This window comes from Ideonella sp. (assembly GCF_036277275.1).
Lineage (GTDB): Bacteria > Pseudomonadota > Gammaproteobacteria > Burkholderiales > Burkholderiaceae_C > Ideonella.
Genome location: NZ_DASUNH010000164.1, coordinates 1 through 18,711, shown reverse-complemented (window position 1 = coordinate 18,711; position 18,711 = coordinate 1). Strand labels below are relative to the sequence as shown.

The 18,711-nt window shown below is 70.9% G+C and carries 10 protein-coding genes; 9 read left to right on the top strand and 1 reads right to left on the bottom strand.

Translation table 11 applies throughout. The features are described 5' to 3' along the window. Positions 1-15: 15 nt before the first annotated feature. The 9 genes from VFY73_RS27875 to VFY73_RS27835 all read left to right on the top strand — a co-directional run bounded on the left by VFY73_RS27875 (position 16) and on the right by VFY73_RS27835 (position 17,494). Positions 16-1,203 carry a hypothetical protein gene (locus VFY73_RS27875; protein WP_329724850.1) on the top strand — a complete coding sequence of 396 codons (1,188 nt, stop codon included), beginning with the start codon at positions 16-18 and terminating at the stop codon, positions 1,201-1,203. A gap of 10 nt (positions 1,204-1,213) precedes the next feature. Next, positions 1,214-2,032, top strand: coding sequence for a phage baseplate assembly protein V (locus tag VFY73_RS27870; protein WP_329724849.1), 819 nt, complete (start codon positions 1,214-1,216; stop codon positions 2,030-2,032). Positions 2,033-2,054: 22 nt separating this feature from the next. Further along, positions 2,055-2,495, top strand: a complete 441-nt coding sequence (locus VFY73_RS27865; RefSeq protein WP_329724848.1) for a GPW/gp25 family protein — start codon at positions 2,055-2,057, stop codon at positions 2,493-2,495. A gap of 22 nt (positions 2,496-2,517) precedes the next feature. Next, complete coding sequence (locus VFY73_RS27860) at positions 2,518-3,702, top strand: hypothetical protein (RefSeq protein WP_329724847.1); 1,185 nt, start codon at positions 2,518-2,520, stop codon at positions 3,700-3,702. 165 nt (positions 3,703-3,867) lie between these two features. Further along, positions 3,868-6,840, top strand: a complete 2,973-nt coding sequence (locus VFY73_RS27855) for a hypothetical protein (RefSeq protein ID WP_329724846.1) — start codon at positions 3,868-3,870, stop codon at positions 6,838-6,840. A gap of 10 nt (positions 6,841-6,850) precedes the next feature. Next, a complete protein-coding gene (locus VFY73_RS27850) occupies positions 6,851-8,497 on the top strand; it encodes a phage tail protein (RefSeq protein WP_329724845.1) in 1,647 nt (548 codons plus the stop codon). Between the two features lie 25 nt (positions 8,498-8,522). Beyond that, complete coding sequence (locus tag VFY73_RS27845; protein ID WP_329724844.1) at positions 8,523-12,023, top strand: DUF6519 domain-containing protein; 3,501 nt, start codon at positions 8,523-8,525, stop codon at positions 12,021-12,023. Between the two features lie 28 nt (positions 12,024-12,051). Next, on the top strand, positions 12,052-13,437 hold the full coding sequence (locus VFY73_RS27840; protein WP_329724843.1) for an eCIS core domain-containing protein: 1,386 nt from the start codon (positions 12,052-12,054) through the stop codon (positions 13,435-13,437). 16 nt (positions 13,438-13,453) lie between these two features. After that, on the top strand, positions 13,454-17,494 hold the full coding sequence (locus VFY73_RS27835; protein ID WP_329724842.1) for an eCIS core domain-containing protein: 4,041 nt from the start codon (positions 13,454-13,456) through the stop codon (positions 17,492-17,494). A gap of 175 nt (positions 17,495-17,669) precedes the next feature. Here VFY73_RS27835 and icd read toward each other — a convergent pair. Continuing rightward, positions 17,670-18,711, bottom strand: a 1,042-nt coding sequence (gene icd, locus VFY73_RS27830; protein WP_329724841.1) for an NADP-dependent isocitrate dehydrogenase, incomplete at its 5' end; no start/stop codon positions are given.

The window sequence follows — 18,711 nt, the reverse complement described above, 5'->3', positions numbered from 1 at the left end:
CCAAGGAGCGGCATCTTGGGCTTCGATCTCGGCGGACTTCTCTCCGGCAAGGAACGCGCGCCGGCCGAGTGCATGGTCGAGGTCGACCAGCAGCCGATCGACGACCTGTACCCGTTCCTGATCGAGGTGCAGGTCGAGACGAGCCGCACCGAGCCCGCCACCGCCACGCTGACCTTCGAGACCCGGCGCGACGAGCAGGGCCGCTGGCTGGTGCAGGACGCTGCCTCGTCGACCTTCGGCGGCGACGATCCGGTGTTGGTCGAGTGGAAGCCGATCCGCCTGGCGGCGGCGTTCGGCGCGCGTGAAGAAGAGGTCTTTCGCGGCTTCATCCGCCAGGTGCGCGCCGAGTACCCCGAGGACGCCGGCAGCGCGCGCCTGGTCGTCGAATGCCAGGACGACTCGCTGCAGATGGACCGCGAGCACAAGCGCCGCACCTGGGGCACCGAGCAGGTGCCCGCGTCCGATGCGAGCCTGCTGTCGGAGCTGGTGTCGGCGTATTCGCCGCTGTCCACCACGCCTGACTGCGGCACCGGCCAGTCGGGCCTGGTGAACCTCAACCAGGACGGCACCGACATCGAGTTCCTGAAGGCACGTGCCGAGGCCAACGGCTACGAGCTGATGTTTCGCGAGGGCGCGGTCTACTTCGGCCCGATGCGCCTGCAGGGCCAGCCGCAGGAGACCTTGATGGTCTACGCCGGCGCCGACACCAATTGCCTGTCGCTGACCGCCACCACCGACTCGCACCAGGCCGACGCGGTGGCCTACGACGCCCCCGCGGCCACCGGCGACCAGCCCACCCAGGAAACGGTCGACCCCAACCTGCCGTGGCTGGGCAAGACCCACGCGACGAGCGCCGACCGCGGCCTGGCGCCCTTTGTCTGGCGCCTGTCCGGCGAGGCCGGTGCCGACGCCTCGCGCTTGCGCGATGTGGCGCAACGCAAGGCCAACGACTTCGACATCCACAAGATCCAGGCCGAGGGCGAGCTCGACGGCACGCTCTATGGTCACGTGCTGCTGGCCGGCGGCACCGTGGGTGTGGACGGGCTGGGCAGCCGCTTCTCGGGCATCTGGTACGTCGACACCGTGACGCACGCCTTCACGTCGCAGGGCTATCGCCAGCGCTTCAAGCTGCTGCGCAATGCCTGGGGCGACAACCTCGGCGAAGCGGCACCGATCGGCGCCTCGCTCGCGGCCATCTTCTGAGGGCCACGCCATGTCCGGCATCGACGAACGACTGGCCCAGGTGTTGCGCGACCGCCGCGCCTACGGCAAATACCGTGGCGCCGTGGTCGACAACCAGGACCCGGACAAGCGCGGCCGCGTCAAGGTCTCGGTGCCCGCGCTGCTGGGCGACCAGACCTCGGACTGGGCGCTGCCGTGCTTCCCCTGCGGTGGGCTGCAAGCCACCGGCTGGTTCTGGGTGCCGCAGGTCGGCGCCCAGGTCTGGGTCGAGTTCGAAGGCGGCGACGTGAACTACCCGGTATGGACCGGCACCTTCTGGCAGCAGGCGTCCGACGTGCCCTCCGAGGTGCTGGACCCGCCCACCACGACGCTGATGAAGACACCCAAGGGCCACGCTTTCGTGCTGGAGGACAAAGACGACGACGAGCACCTGTCGCTGACCCACAGCGGCGGCGCGCAGATGCTGATCGACAAGGACGGCAACCTCGCGCTCACCGACCAGGCCGGCGGCAAGGTCACGCTCGACGCGAAGAACGGCCAGATCCTGATCGAGGACACCAACGGCAACAGCGTGACGATGTCGTCGTCGGGCACCACCGTCGAAGACGGCAACGGCAACAAGATCGAGATGACCTCGTCGGGCATCAACGTCAAGGGAACGCAGGTCGTCGTCGAAGGACAGCAGGTGATGCTGGGTGGCTCCGGCGGCGAGCCCGTCATCAAGGGCCAGAGCTTTCTCACGCTGTTCGCCACGCACGTGCACACCTGCACCGCGCCGGGCAGCCCCACCTCGCCGGCGATCCCGCAAGGCGAGATGAGCACGCTGTCGATGAAGGTCATGACGGCCTGATCATGAACCTCGAAAGACCCGCATGACACTCACCGCCCGCCTTGTCCAGCGCCGCCTGGCCGACCCTCCCTACCTCGCGTTCCCGTTCACCGTCGACCCCGTGCCGGGCGGTGCCGGCCCGCACCTGGCCGACCGGGCGGCCCATGTACGGGCACAAATCGAGCAGGTGCTGTTCACGCTCGCGCGAGAGCGTGCCCACCGGCCCGAGTTCGGTGCCGGCGCCAAGGCCTTGCTGTTCGAGCCCAACGCCTCGCCGTTGTGGCAGGTCACGCAGCGGCGGCTGTCGTCCGCGCTGGCCGAGGCGCTCAAGGGCGAGGTCGACCCGAAGTCGCTGGCGGTCGAGGTCGGGCTGGACGAGGTCGACGAGGGCGCGGCGCCGCCGGACGCGTCGCGGCTGGTGATCCGCGTGTCGTATGCGCTGGCCGCCGTGAACCAGCGTGAGGAGGCGCGCTTCCGCCTCTGAGCGAAGCACGACCGAAAACACCATGGCCCAACTGCCCGACCCCGTGCTCAGCTTCCCCGGCGGCTGCCCCGATTGCGGCCGCCGCGAGGTGGCGCTGCCGCCCGTGCTGCCCGAGGTCGGCGACGATTTCGACTGGGACGTGCGCGACTTCGACGGCTTCCGCCTGTTCATGCTGCAGGACCTGGCCGCGCGGTTCCCGGCCCGCACGCGCTGGACGCCGGCCGACCTGGAGGTGATGCTGGTCGAGCTGCTGGCCACGCAGTACGACAAGCTGTCCGACATGCTGGACCGCATCGCCGGCGAGTTCGCCCTCGAGACCGCGCGCCGGCCCGAGACCGTGCGCCGGCTGCTGAAGCTGATCGGCCACGACGTGCTGCGCCGCAGCCAGGACCTGGGGCTGCCGCCGTTCGACCACGCGCCCAAGCCGGGCGATATGCGCAGCGACGTCGAGCGCCTCGAGCAGTACTGGCTCGACTACCCCGACAAGATGGACCAGGAGCGCCTGGCCGGCCCGCGGCTGATCCGCACGCAGCGCCGCATGGTCACGCTCGAAGACCACGAGCTGCGGCTGGTCGAACACCCGCTGGTCGAGCGCGCGCATGCGTGGTCGGCCTGGGGCGGCTCGTGGCTCGTCGTGCACGTGGCCGTGATCGCGAAAGACCGGCGCCGGCTCGACCCGCCGGGCGTCTACCCGGATGCGCTGTGGCAGCAGGTGGTCGACTTCCACCACGAGCGCGAGATCGGCCTGCCCGACCGCCTGGCGCAACCCAGTGTGCGGGCGGTGTTGACGCCGCTGGTCGAGTCGCTGCGCCTGGCCGGCCAGGCGGTCGAGGTGGCCGATGCCGTCGAGGTCGGCGTGGTGATGCGGCTGGCGGTGCAGGTCTCGCCGCACCACTTCCAGTCCGAGGTACGCCACGCGGTCGAGCAGGCGCTGGGCACCGGCCCCGGTGGCTTCTTCGAACCCGGCCGCCTGCGCTTTGGCGAAGACCTGTGGGCCAGCGACATCGTGCAGGCGCTGATGGCGTTGGACGGCGTCGAGCACGTCTGCCTGAACAGATTCAAGCGCCTCGGCGACCGTTTCCCCGACCAGGCGGCCTCGGGCCGCATCGAGCTCGAAGGCCTGGAGGTGGCCGTCTGCGACAACGACCCGACCCACCCGTCGCGCGGCTTCTACCGCCTCGCGCTGCACGGCGGCCGCAAAGGCTAAGGAAGCTGTGAACGAACCCGTCAAACCCGCTCGTGGCGCTCAGGACGCGCCACTCTTCGTTGCAAATGCGCGCCATAGCCCGAGCTATGGCTGTGCTTTGCGCCTCGATTGCCGTGCCCTGAACGCCCCGCTCGGGCTCGCCGGGTCCATTCAGAGCTTCCACCGATGAGCACGCCGCTGCCCCCCGACCTGACGCGCTGGAACCGCGCCGGCCTGACGCGCGTGCAGTACGTGGACGGCAACGCCGCCGTCTTCCTCGAGCGCTTGCGCGGGCAACTGGCTGAGGCGTTCCCCGGCTGGGGTACCCCGCAGGCCACGCCGCCCGCCGCAGCCGAAGAGAGCGCGCGCAAGGCCTTCCTGGAGGGCGTGTACCGCCAGAACCCGGACGACCTGCTGTGGCACCTGATGCGCGCCCATGCACGCGCCGCACACGTGCTGGCGGGCACGCTCGACGCCTACGCGAACGAGGGCTGGATCGGCACCGCCACGCAGTGGGAAAGCGTGCGCCGGCTGGTGGCGATGCTCGATTACGCGCCCCACCCGCCCGGCTCTGCGTCGACCGCGCTGGCGCTGCTGCACAAGCCCGGCACCGCCGCCGGCAAGGTGTTGGCCGGCCTGCAGGTGAAATACGCGCCGCCCGACGGCCGCCCCCCGGTGGTCTTCGAGACGCTGGCCGACCTCGGCGCCGACCCCGCGCTCGACACGCTCTTCGCACTCGACCACGACCGCAACCCGGCGCCGCTGGCCGGCACCACCTTCGTGCTCGACGGCGAGCACGACGCGCTGAAGCTCGGCGAGCCACTGGTGTTCGAACGCGAGGGCGACGGCCTGTTGAGCGCCCACGTGCTGACCGGCCTGCTGTCGGTCGTCGACGCGGGCGGCAAGAGCGCCACGCAGGTCACCATCGCGCCACCGCTCGCGCACGCGGCGGGTTTCGTCGTCGGGCGCACCTGGGTCCATGCGGAGCCGAAAGAGGGGCTGAAGCTCATCGGGCCCGTCGCGAGCGCCGCCGGGGTCGACCGTGCGCTCGAACTCGCCGACGGCTGCGGCGACCTGGCCGCGGGCGAGATCGTCGCCATCGGCCGCCTGGGCGCCAAGCCGTTCTACCGGCGCCTGAAACGCGTTTCGCCGCAGCGCCTCGTGCTGCACGAGCCGCTGGGCACGCTGGACCTGCTGCATGCGTTCGTCGGCCGACCGGTCACGGTGCCGATCTCGCGCCTGCAGGGCGGCCGCGGCCAGGCCGCCGACGGGCGCCGGCTGCAGGCGCTGCAGGTTGCCGGCGACTGGCGCTGGCTGTATGGGCAATGGCTGGCCGACGTGCGCAAGGTCGAGGGCCGCGAGGTGCTGCCGGTCTACGAGTGCATCCGCGCCGAGTACACCCCGGTCTCCGGCCAGAAAGACGCAGAAGCTTCGAAAGCCGCCGGCGAAGGCTGCACGACGATCGGCCTCGCGTGGGAGGCCGCCACTGACCGCGTGGTGCTCACGCCCTGGGGCGAGCCGCAGCTCGACCTCGTCAACCCGCAGGCGCTGCTGGCGCCGCCGCGCGCGATCACCACCGTGCGGCCCGACCCCTTCCTGCAGGAAAGCGTGGACAGCCGCCTGCTCGAGCCGCTGGTCGGCGCGGTGCCGAAGAAGATCTCGGCCGGCGACCTGGCCGTCGTGCAGCGCGGCCATCGCGTGGCGTGGGGCCGGCTCGGCGGTGTCGCGAGCGACGCCTCGGCCGGCGAGGCGCGCTTCACCACAGCCGAGGGTTTCACCGACCGCGGGGGGGCCCCGTTCTTCCTGCACGGCACCAAGCTTTTCGGCCATTTCGGCACGACCACGCGGCTGTCGGGTTGGCAGCGCAACGACACGCCGCTGTCGGGCAGCGTGGTCGCGCTCGAAGCGTTGCCGGCCACGCTGGCCGCGGGCCGCACGGTCATCGCATCCAACGGCCAGGCGGCCGTGCGCACACGCGTGAAGCTGGTCTCGGCACCGGGCACGGCGCCGTCGGTCACGCTGCGCGACCCGCTGCCCGCCCGCACCACCGCCGCCTCGCTCGTGCTGTACGGCAACGTGGTCGACGCGGGCCACGGCCAGACCCGCGCCGCACGTGTGCTGGGCAGTGGCGACGGCACGCGCAGCCACCAGGCTTTCGTGCTGGCAGTGGCCGACGCCAGCTTCGTGGCCGATTCGGCGATGCCCTCGGGCGTGCGGGCGGACCTGCAGGTCGAGGTTGCCGGCGAACGCTGGACCCAGGTGGCGCGCCTGAACGAATCGGGGCCGACCGATGCGCACTACCAGGTGCGGCAACAGGAAGACGGCACGCTGCGTATCGCCTTCGGCGACGGCACGCATGGCCGGCGGCTGCCCACCGGCGCCAACAACGTGCGCGTCACCTACCGGCAAGACAACGGCCCGGCCGGCAACCTGGCGCCCTTTTCGCTCGCCAAGCTGGCGCGGCCGCACCCGCAGGTGGCCGCGGCCGTGCAGCCGATCGCAGCCACCGGCGGCGGCGAGCGCGAATCCACCGACGCGATGCGCACCAACGCCGCCGGCACGCTGCTGGCGCTCGAACGCGCCGTCTCGCTGACCGACTTCTCGTACCTGGCGCGCAGCCGGTCCGACGTGGCGCAGGCCCAGGCCTTTGCGCTGCCGCCCGGCCGCGGCCAGCGCGAGCGGCTGGAGCTGCGCGTGATCCCGGCCGGCGGCGGCAAGTTCACGCCCGACCTGGGCCAACGGGTGAAGGACTTCCTGATGGCGCACGCGATGCCGGGTGTTGACGTCAACGTGCTGAGTTATGTGCCGCTGATCGTCGGCCTGCAGGTCGTCGTCCGCGTGCGCACCGACGCCTTCGACGGCGACACCGTGATCGCCAATGTGCGCACCGCGCTGATCGCGGCCTTCGGCATCGCGCAGCGCCGACTCGGCCAGCCGCTGTTCAGCGGCGAGGTCTTCGCGGTCGTCGAGGCGGTGCAAGGCGTCGAGAACAGCGACTGCGCGCTGCTGATCGCCCCGGCCATAGCCGCGCTGGCCGAGCGGATCTCGCGCAACGCCGATGGCGGCATCGTCGCGATCCGGCCGCAGCCCGAGCAGTGCGCCCATGTGGATCCGCGCCAGCCCGCGGTGACCGTCACCTTCCAGCCCTACCAGCTCTGAGCCCACCACCATGACCCCCGTCGACCTCGCGAGCGTGCTGTACCGGCAGATGCCGGAGGTCCACCGCGACCGCGACAACCCGCGCCGCGACCCCAGCGGCACGGACATCGCGCCGGGCGACATGGCGCGGCTGCTGCTCGTCGCGGGCGACCTGCAGCAGGCGCTGTACCGCACGCTGCGCCAGCGCTACCAGGACCTGTTCCCCGACCAAGAGGGGCAGGACGAATTCGGCATGTGGCGCGGCTGCCAGCCCTGGGTTCTGCCCTACCTGGCGCAGTTGCTGGACGTGGTGCCGATGTCGCCGCTCGAAGCGGGCCAGCGCGCCGAGATCGCCAATGCGGTGCCATGGCGGCAACGCAAGGGCACGACGGCCGCGACCGAGCAGATCGCCGCCGCCGTGTCGCGCCTCACCGTCGAAACCCAGGAGGGCTGGCGCCTGGTGGCCGCCACGCCGCGCGCCGGCTTCGCGCGATTGCCGGCGGCGAGCTTCAGCGAAGCCGAGCCGCGCGAGGCATCGATCGCGATGAAGAACCGCCCCGGCCTCGGGCCGCTGTACGCCACGCACCCGGGTTTGCCCAACGGCACGGTGGACCTGCGCCGCCACTCGCGCGCGGTGCGCGTAGCCCCCGGCACCGCGGGCGCCGAGACCACGACCTACGGCAACGACGAGGTGTCGTGGCGCCAGGCCTCGCGCCACGGCACGCCCTGCCTGCCCGACAGTTACCAGGACCTGTCCGCGCGCAGCGCCGACCTGCGCACGCCGGACTGGCGGCGCGGCCACGTGCACCCGCGCCGCGTCGTGCTGCACGCCGCCCCCTTCGACGGCTTCTTCGACCCGCAGGCGGCCTCGGTCAACTGGACGGCGATCCAGAACGCCGTGACCGGCACCGCGGCGCTGCCGCCGGGCCTGCCGCTCTCGCTCGTGCGCGGCGACGACGGCGGCGTCACGCTGCGCGGGACCACCCCCGCGCCGGTGAAGGTGCGCGGTGTCGCTCGGCTCGAAGACGCGCACCCGTGGACCTTCGAGAACCTGTGGTTCGACAACGAGCTGCAGGTGGTGGCCGGGTCGGTGCGCCTGGTCGGTTGCGCGCTGCGCCGGTTGCACCTGATGCTGCCCACCTCCCACCCGGTGACGGTGGACGCCCGGGCGTGCCTCTTCAAGGATCTGCTCGCGCCGCGCGCTGCGGTGGCGCTGGAATACGTGACCGTGCTCGAACGCCTGGTGGCCGAGCGGCTCACCGCCAGCGACAGCCTCCTGATGCAGTTCCCGCGCAAGGACCTGCCGCTGGCCGACACCGACGTGCCGCGCTCGGGCTGCGTGCGCTTCAGCCGCGTGCCCGCCGGGCCGCCCGCGCCCTGGCAATCGGACGGGAGCGACTCGGACTTCCGTGTGACATCCACCTGCACCGACGCGGCACCGGTGTTCGTCGCCACGACCTTCGGCACGCCAGGCTGCGCCGTGCTGCACCCGGCCACGCCCGCCTCGCTGCGCTTCGGCGCCGAGGACGGCGGCGAACAGGGCGCCTGCCACGACCTGCGCTACACGCTGCGCGAGCAAGCCGTGATCGACAAGTTGCGCGACTTCATGCCGGTCGGCATGGAACCCGTGCTGGTGCCCGACGCGTCGCTGCGCTGCCCCCCGCCGAAGCCGCGTTGACCCCTTTCAGGTTCGAGGCCACCCCATGAAAACCCAGATCTCCCGCGACACCTTCGACAGCTCCAAGCGCTATTCCGGCGTGTACCTGCAGCAAGGCCGGATGATCGTTGACGCCGATGTCAACGAAGCCGCCGACATCGCGAAGACGCGGCTGGACGCCGCGCTCGGCGACGTGGTGGCCTCCGGCGCGCCGCGCGTCGGGGCGCTGTCGGTGGCGCGCAGCGGCTCGACACTGGTCGTCAACCCGGGCCGCCTGTATGTCGAAGGCGTGCCCGCGCGCCTGGACGCGGCCGGCCCGCTCACCATCACCGCGCAACCGGACTACCGCAACCCCCCCGCGTTCGCGCTCGGCCCGCTGAAGATCTACGCGGACGTCTGGGAGCGCCCCGTCTCATCACTGGAAGACCCTGCCGTGCAGGACGCCGGCCTGCACGGCGCCGACACGGCCACCCGCACGCGCACGATGCTGCAGGTCAAGTGGTGCACAGGCGACCTGAACCCGCTCGATCCGTTGCTGAATCCATCGCTGGGCGATGCCAGGCTGACGCTGAAACTGATCTCCACGCTCGGCGAGCCCGACGCCTGCGACCCCTGCGCGGACGAGGTGAGCGTCGACGAACGCATCGGCAACTACCTCTTCCGCACCGAGGTGCACGAGGTCTTCGTCGACAACGGCCAGACCCACGTGGTGCTGAAGTGGTCGCGCGACAACGGTGCCGAGGCCTACCCATGGAACGCCTTCCCGGCCGGCTTCGACCAGGGCGACTGGGTCTGGGAGTGGTTCGACAGCGACACCGAGAACCTCGCCGGCCAGCACTTCCCACCGGCCGAGCGCCGGCGCCGCGGGCTGCTGCAGGACAGCTTCCTCCGCCCTGCCAGCCCTGCCCCCAATGCCTTCGTGCGGCAGTGGGACGGCTACGCCGAGATCAACCTCACCACGCAGACCCTGGTGGCCGGCCGTTGCGTGGACCGCGGCACGGCGCTGTCGACCGCGCTCGACGCGTCTTCGCACGGCTACGTTCATTTCGACACCACCACCGGGGTGGTGCTGATGCGGCTGGACCTGATGGAGCTGCAGCTCGGCTACCGCAACGGCGGCGCGCTGCGCCACTTCCTGGCCGGCGACTACTGGCAGGCGGCGGTGCGCGAGGCGGTGGACAAGAGCGGTGACATCGTGCTCGGCAAGATCGCCCCCGAGGCGCCGCGCGGCGTGCGCCACCACTACCTGCTGCTCGCCGAGACCGACAACGCCGGCAACGTGCAGCCTTTCACCGACGCGCGGCGCCGGCAGATGGGCTTCCCGCCGCTGACCGACCTGCACGCGGCCGACGTCGGCTTTACCGACCACTGCATCGGCCTGTTCGGCGGAGCCGAGAACGTGCAGGCGGCGCTCGACGCGCTGTGCGACCTGGGGGCTGAAGACGTGGGCTACACGGTGCCGGGCTGCGGCACGCCCTCGGCGCCGAGCGTCGCATCGCTGATGACGACCACGCTGCCGGGCTTTCCCGACCTCGACGGCCTGCCGAAAAGCCCGTCGGTCAAAGACATCCTCGACGCGCTGATGTGCCACCTGAACGCGGCGCGGCTGCCCTACGCGCCGGCCACGCTCGCGGCGCGCTGGAACGACATCCAGGAAGGCGGCGCCGCACCCTTGACCGTGCAACAGGCGCTCGACGCCCTCGCCGGCAACCTGGACGCGGGCGACATCATGGACAACGTGGACGCCTGCGTCGACGGCACCAACTCGGGCTCGCGCACGCTGCGCGAGCTGATGGCCATCACGCCCGGCCTGCACAAGGTGCAGGAGCTGCTGGGCCTGCTGCTGTGCGACCTGCGCGCCACCCACCTGCCGCTGGACCGCTCGCGCATCAGCTGCAACGAGATCAAGACCGACCCCAACGTGGTCACCGTGCAGGACGCGATCGACAAGCTGTGCCAGATCTCGGGCCAGGGCTGCGAGATCATCGTGGCGCCCGGCCAGTTGCAGAAGGTGCTGACGGACTTCGCGGCGTCGACCTCGCTCGACATCTCGCTGTGCCTGATGCCGGGCGACCACCCGCTGCCCACGGACCTGGCCGTCACCGACAAACATGGCATCCGCATGCGTGGCCACGCGGCCGCCAGCGTGCAGGTCTTGCTGTCGGGGGTGCTGACCCTGGCCGCGAACGAGGTGGTGCTGGACGGGCTGACCTTCGCGATGGCCGGTGCCATCTACGACCAACCATTCCAGGGCGCGCAACTGGACCTGCGATCGAACCACATCCGCAGCACGGGCTGCAGCTACGGCCGCGTTTCTTCGACCTTCACGTTGCGCTCGATGGTGCTGTTCGAGCCGAGTAGCGACAACGCCCGCGTCGACTGGCAGGACAACACGATGATCGACTTCGTGCTCTACGTCGGCGATCAATCGGGGCCGGGCCCGGAAACCGGGGGCGCCACCGACACGGAGCTGGTGCGACCATCGGATGACCTGCTGGACAAGATACGCGACCGGCCGCGCTTCGACTCCGACGTGGCCGACCTGATCCTCAAACTGCCCGAGCCCGACCGCGTCGACCTTGGCATGGCGATCGCCAAGGGAACGCCGCCGGCCATCGCGGCGCGCAAGGCCAGGACGGCCCCGACGCTGAAGGCAGTGCCCAAGGGTTCCATCCCCGGACAGGCGCAGGACGCGACGCCGGCCGCGGCCAAAGCCGCCACCAAACCCGCGGCGAAGGCGACAAAGTCCGCCAACGCGGCGAAGACATCTACCAAGGCCACGGCCTCGACCCGGGTGAAAGCCGCCGCGCCCGCGCCCGCGGAGGCCGAGGCGGCGCGTGTGGTCGCCAGCCGGATCACCAAGCCCTCGCCCGTCGATCTGGCGAAGATGGACAAGCTCGGCCGGCTGGTGGCGAGCAAGGACCTCACGCACGAGGCCCTCACCGCCCAACTGAAGGAAAGCCCGATCGGCTGGGGCTTTTCCATCTACCCCAACCTGGCACTGGGCGTGGCGTCGCACCGCATGACCGTCTCGTTGCGCGGCAACCTGCTGGGCGGCCTGGTGCTGTTCATGAACGAGCTCGAGCTCTGGGACACTGGCACGCTGCCGACGACGGACCTGCACGTGGACAAGACCACCGACCTGGTCGCCACCGGCGGCGGCGCCTTGACGATCGAAGGCAACCTGATCATCCGGCTGCTCAGCCTGGTGCCCAATTCGCCCGAAGGAGACCTGCCCAGCGGCATTGCCGGCGCATCGAGCGCGACCCTGTCGGGCAACACACTGACGGACAGCAGCCACTCGCTCGTCGCGCGCAAGCTCGCGGTGCAGGGCAACCAGTTCACTGCCGACGCGACCCAGTACGTGGAGACGCCGCTGGCCCTGCTGATGGTCAACCAGGTGAGTGTCGTCGGCAACGTCGGCGACGAGGTCTACGTGCGCGACGACAAGGGCGACATCATCGGAATCCAGTCGCTGCCGGACATCAAGGTGAGCACCGTCCACATGCGCGCGTCGAGCAATTTCATGTCGGTGTCGCAAATCTGACGGCCCCCACTGAACGGGAGGATGTGCCATGAAGCTCCAGCTCCGCTCCCGCCGCATCCCGGCCCGCGTGGCCCGCACCGCGCCGCGGCGCGTCGTCGCGCCCGAGACGGCCGAACAGAACCGTCAGGCCGTGGCCCATGTGCTGGGCCATGCGGTCCAACCGAAGCTCGTGCTCGGCCGCACCGACGACCCGCAGGAGGCCCAGGCCGACCGCGTGGCCGCGCAGGTGATGAGCGCGGCCACACCCGAGCGCGTGGCGCCGTCACCCGAGCGCGTGCAGCGTGAGTGCAAGGAGTGCGAGGAAGAAGAGCAACGCAAGAAGAAGCCGGAGGACGAAGCGCCGGTGCAGCGCCGCGCGACGGATGCCCCCTCGCCCACCGCCGCAACCAGCACGGCCGCGGAAGGCGGCGCGTTGCCATCAACCACCGCCTCGCGCATTGGCCACCTGCGCGGCGCGGGCGCCCCGTTGCCGGCGGCCGAGCAGAGCTTCTTCGAGCCCCGGCTGGCCGCGCCGCTGCACGCCGTGCGTGTGCACGCGGACAGCGAGAGCGCAGGCCTGTCGACGGCGCTACAGGCGCGCGCCTTCACCGTCGGCCACGACATCTTCTTCGGCGCCGGCGAGTGGAAGCCCGGCACGGCGGATGGCCGCCACCTGCTGGCGCACGAGCTCGCCCATGTGATGCAGCAAGCCGGCTCCACGCCCTTCGGCACCGACAGCCTGGCGCCGGTGCGGCGCTGGCGCCTCGGCACCGCACCGGCGCCGGCCGGCCTGAGTGTCGTGACCGATGCCGAGCAGCGAAGGCGCCTCGACCAGGCCGAGGGCATCGTCCGCGCGGTCGTCGGCTCGACGCGCTGTCGCAACTACTTCAACGACAACTGCACCAACGGGGCCGGCGCCAACGCGCTGCAGCGGGCCTTCGACAACGCGCGCATCTACCTGCTGCCGCAGGACGACGCCGACTACGGCCTGCAGCCCGACCCGAACCAGCCCAACATCGCCTTCAACCTGCGGGCCTTCCGCATCGGTCGCTACATGATGGCCTCGACGCTGCTGCACGAGATGTTCCACACCTGCGACCCGACCACCGTAGGCCAGGCCGCCGAGCGCCTGGCCGAGGATGCGCTGGAACGCTGCCGCGCATACACGCCGTGGATCGAGAGCGTCACGCCCAACCGCGTCGCCGCCGGCGGGCAGGTCACCGTACGTGGCGTCGGCCTGGGCAGCGCCCGCAACGCCGGCGACGAGGTGCGGCTGAACGGCAGGCCGCTGGCGATCACCAGCTGGGCCTTCGCGGGCGACGGGTCGTCGGCGGTGGAGATCGTCGCCACGGTGCCGGCGGGCGCAACCTCGGGCACGCTGGTCGTCGTCAACAACGGCGTGCGCAGCAACACGGCGTCGCTCACGGTGACCTGATCGTCGGGCCCGCGCCGTGCTCGCCAACGCTCATGCACCACAGCGCACGAACGCGGGCCCGGCGCGGGCGCCGCCCGGCGTGGCGGCACGCGCACGCGCTGTCGTGCTGCCCTTTCTCAAGCCGAAGCTGAAGCTGGGCCGCGCCGACGCCAGCGCCGAGGTGCACGCCGACCGCATGGCGGCGCGCGCGCTGGCCGTGCCGCGGCAGGTGGTGCAGGCGGCTTCGCGGCAGGCCGTCCGCGCGGTGCTGGGCCATGGCAGCGGCGAGAAAGGCGCACCCGGCGCGGCCATCGACACGCCCATCCCCGAGTTGCCGCGCGAACTCGGCCTGCTGCGCGCCGACGAAGCCGAGGCGGGCCTGGCGCTGCCGCCCTCGTTGGCGGACCGGCTCGCCCGCCTGGGCGCGGGTGGCTCGCCGCTGCCGATCGAGGTCCGCCGCGAGATGGAGGCCCGCTTCGGCCTCGACTTCTCGCGCGTGCGCATCCACCACGATCACGAGGCCGGCGCGCTCGCCACGCAGCTGCACGCGCACGCGTTCGCGCTCGGCGAGCACATCGTGTTCGACCACGGCGCCTATGCACCGTCGAGCGACGCCGGCCGTGCGCTGCTGGCGCACGAGCTGGCCCACGTCGCGCAGCACCAGGCGCAGCGCAGCCAGATGCAGGCTGCAGGCCCTGTCGGCAGCCCGGGCCCGGATGCCACGCTGCACCGCGCCGGCGGCAACGACGCGGGCTTGCTCGCGGGCTTGTTCGACAGCGCCGGCCGCTTCCTGGCCGGCCAGGGCTGGCGCGTGCTGCGCCGCTACGCGCCTCGGCTGGAGCCGATCGTTCGCGAAGGGCCGGTGAACTGGCTCAAAGGCCAGCTCGGCCGCGTGTTCGACGGCTTGACCGGCACGCTGAACCGCCTCAACCCGGCCGGCGCGATCGACACGCTGTCTTCCGTCTTCGGCGGCCTGGTGGCGCGGGCGCAGCCGATCATCGCGGCGCTGGCCTCGGGTGATTGCGAGCCGCTGTTCCGGGCGGTGCGCGAGCTGCGCACCTTCCTGGCCGACACGGCCGGCGCCGCCTGGGCACGGTTGACCGATTTCCTGCAACCGGTAGGCGACTTCTTCTCGCGCATCTGGGCCGGCTATGGCGCGCCCGCGGTGCAATGGCTGCAAGAGACGGCGGGCGACGTCTGGGCGTGGCTGCAGGAACTGGGGCGCGACATCTGGGACTGGACCCAGCCGGTGCGCGACGATCTCGGCGCCGCGTGGGACTGGATCCAGGAGCAGCTGTTCGGCACCGAGCCGACCGACGCCAACGCGGGCGCGAACCGCGAAGGGCTGATCGGCTGGATCTCGCGCAAGGCGGGCGAAGCCTGGGACGCGATCAAGGAGCAGACGCGGCCGGTGTGGCAGCCGGTGGCAAGCGCAGCCGAGCGGATCGCGGCGCTGATCCCGCCACCGTTCGTCGCCCGCATGGGCGAGCAGATGCAGCAACTGGCCGGGCAGCTCGGCGACACGGCCTCGCAGATGGAAAGCCAGTCCGGCGGCCGCCCGGTGGCCGAGAACCGGCAGGCGATCGCCGGCGCGCTGCCGTCGGTCATGCAGGTGATCACCGGGGTGCGCGGCCTGATCGTCGACGCCGGCCAGTGGCTGGGCGAACGGCTCGGCGAGCTCGCCACCGGCATCGGCGACTGGATGGGCCGCCTGCGGGCCAGCCCCCTGCTGTCGATGCTGGCGGGCGCGCTCGGTTGGCTGCACGACGCGGCGCAGCGGCTGCTGGCCTGGGCGCGTGATCAGGTGGGCGCGCTGTTCACCTGGCTGGTCCAGGGCTTCGACCGGCTCACGCCGTTCTTCCGCACCGTGCTCGAAACGGTGAACCGGCTGATCGGCGTGGTGACCGATCTGATGATGCTGCCCCAGCTGGTGCTGTCGGGCGTGTGGCGGCGGATCCCCGCCTGCATCCGCGACCCGGTGCGCGACTTCCTGTTCACGCAGATCCTGTCGCGCATCCCGGTGTTCGGCGCCTTCTTCTCGAACCCCGAGCTGTGGCAGCGGGTGCAGGAAACGGCGCTGGAGATCCTGCGCCAGGCCTTCGTCGACGGCAACCTCGCGCGGGCGGCGTGGACCTTCTTCCAGGCCGTGCTGCGGGTGCTGGGCCTGCCGCCCGAACTGGTCGTGCGCATCCTGGCCAAGGCGGCACAGGCCATCGGCGACGTGCTGGCCAACCCGCTCGCCTTCCTCGGCAACCTGCTGCGCGCGATGCGCGCAGGCTTCGGCCGCTTTTTCGACAACGTCGGCACGCACCTGTTGAACGGCATCGCGTCCTGGCTCTTCGGCGCGGCCCGCGAGGCGGGCATCGAACCGCCGGCCGACTTCTCGTTGCGCGGCGTGCTGGGCTTCGTGCTGCAAGTGCTGGGCGTCACCGTCGACAACGTGTTCCGGCGACTGGCCGAGCGCGTGGGCCAGGGCATCGCAGACCGGCTTCGCCAGATGCTGGACATCGCCACCGGCGTCTGGAGCTTCGTCTCCATCCTCGTCAACGAGGGCCCGGCGGGGCTGTGGCGCGAAGTGCAACAGCGGCTGTCCAACCTGTGGGACTCGGTGGTGCAAGGCGTGATCGGCTGGGTCACCGAACGCATCATCTCGGTCGCGACGCGCTGGTTGCTGTCGCTGCTGGATGTCACCGGCATCATGCCGATCGTCAACGCGCTGATCGCCATCTACAACGCGATCGAATCGTTCATCCAGTACCTGCGCGAGCTGCTGGAGATCGTCTCGACCGTGCTCGATGGGGTGCTCGGCATCGCCCGCGGGCAGATCGACCAGGCGGCGGGCTTCCTCGAAGGCGCGCTTGCGCGGGCGCTGCCGGTGGCCATCGGTTTCCTCGCCAACCAGTTCGGCTTCGGCCGCATCGCGCACCGGTTGGCCGAGATCCTCGATGCGCTGCGCGCGCGCGTCGACGCGGCCATCGACTGGGTGATCGACCGCGCGATTCGCCTCGGCCGGGCGGTGATCGACATGGCCCGGCGCGGCGTGGCCGCGGTGCGCGACTGGTGGCGCGCGCGCGTGGCCTTCCGCTCGAGTAACGGCGAGCGGCACCAGATGTACTTCCGCGGCGATGGGCGCCAGGCTGCGCTGATCCTCGAATCCGACCCCGAGCCGTTCCGCGACTTCGTCGCCCGGCAACCCGACAGCGCCGACAAGACCGAAGCGCTGCGGCTGTACAACCTGCTGCGCCAGAAGCAGGACGAAGCCGTGTCCGCCGGCGCGGCCTCGGGGGGCGCGCGACACACCGCGGCACCCGCTGCCGGCAGCGCCGCCGCGGCGCCGGCAGCGCAGATCGACGCGCTGTTGAACCAGCTCTCTGTGGTGACAGCCCGGCTGCTGGGCAATGCCCCGGCCTCGGGCGAGCGGCCCGCCTGGGGCCCGCCAGCGGCCGACAGCTACGGCAGCGACGTGTCGGCCCCGGTGATCACGCGGGCGGCGCTGACCGTCTGGCCACGCGGCAGCACGCCGTCAGACTCCACCGCCACGCTGCGCGCATGGCGGCGCCTGATCAAGCGCCGCAACGACCAGACCGGGGCGTCGTCGTACTACGTGCGTGGCCACCTGCTGAACCACAACATCGGCGGCCCCGGCGACGATTGGAAGAACCTCACGCCGCTCGCGCAGGAGAGCAACAACCGTGCGGCCGACTCGATGCTGTACCGCTTCGAGCGGCCGGTGAAGGATGCGGTGGACGCGGGTTCGACCGTGCGCAATTTCCATGTGCGGCCCACCTACGGCACGGCCGACCGCTCGGGCCAGCTGGCCCAGATCGACACCGAGATCGCCGTTGCCCGCGGGACGAGCACCGCGCCGCGGCGCGCACCGGGCCGCACGGTCGCCCAGTTGCAGGCCATCCGCGACGTCGTGGAGACCGAGCAGCACGTGGCCACCTCCATCACCTGCAGCGCCGTCATCGAGAGCGCCAACGGCGCCCGCCGGGCGCTCAACGAAGTCATCGACAACCGCCCGACGCTGACCCAGGCCGACGGCTGGACGCGCTACGAGGTCAATGCCAATGCATGAGGTGCATCAACGTTGCCGGTACTGCCAACCTCGCGCGCGACATGCGGTGCGGCGAGAGCCTCGGGCCGTCACCGCCTGCGATGCGTGATCTGCTGCCACACCAGGCAACAAAAAACCCCAGGCATTTCCATGCGCTGGGGCTTCTTTGCGTCAGCAGGCACTGCCTGCGCCAGCTTTACATGTGCTCGATCATCACCTGGCCGAAGCCCGAGCACGAGACCTGCGTCGCGCCGTCCATCAGGCGGGCGAAGTCGTAGGTGACCTTCTTGCTCTGGATGGCTTTTTCCATCGAGCTGATGATCAGGTCGGCGGCTTCGGTCCAGCCCATGTGACGCAGCATCATCTCGGCCGAGAGGATCTCGGAGCCGGGGTTGACGTAGTCCTTGCCGGCGTACTTGGGCGCGGTGCCGTGGGTGGCTTCGAAGCAGGCCACCGAATCGGACATGTTGGCGCCCGGGGCGATGCCGATGCCACCCACCTGCGCGGCCAGTGCGTCGGAGATGTAGTCGCCGTTCAGGTTCAGCGTTGCGATCACCGAGTACTCGGCCGGGCGCAGCAGGATCTGCTGCAGGAACGCGTCGGCGATCGAGTCCTTCACCACGATGTCCTTGCCGGTCTTCGGGTTCTTGAACTTGCACCACGGGCCGCCGTCGATCAGCTCGGCACCGAACTCGCGCTGGGCCAGCGCGTAGCCCCAGTCACGGAAGCCACCTTCGGTGTACTTCATGATGTTGCCCTTGTGCACCAGCGTGACGTTGGGCTTGTCGTTGTCGATCGCGTACTGCAGCGCCTTGCGCACCAGGCGCTCGGTGCCCTCGCGCGAGACCGGCTTGACGCCGATGCCCGAGGTGTCGGGGAAACGGATCTTCTTGACGCCCATTTCCTCGATCAGGAACTTGATAACCTTCTTGGCCTTCTCGCTCTCGGCTTCCCATTCGACGCCTGCGTAGATGTCTTCCGAGTTCTCGCGGAAGATCACCATGTCGGTCTTCTCGGGTTCCTTCACGGGCGACGGCACGCCGGCGAAGTAGCGCACGGGACGCAGGCAGACGTAGAGGTCGAGTTCCTGCCGGAGCGCGACGTTGAGCGACCGGATCCCCCCGCCGACCGGGGTCGTCAGCGGGCCCTTGATCGACACCACGTAGTCGCGCAGCACCGTGAGCGTCTCTTCGGGCAGCCAGACGTCGGGGCCATAGACCTTGGTCGACTTCTCGCCG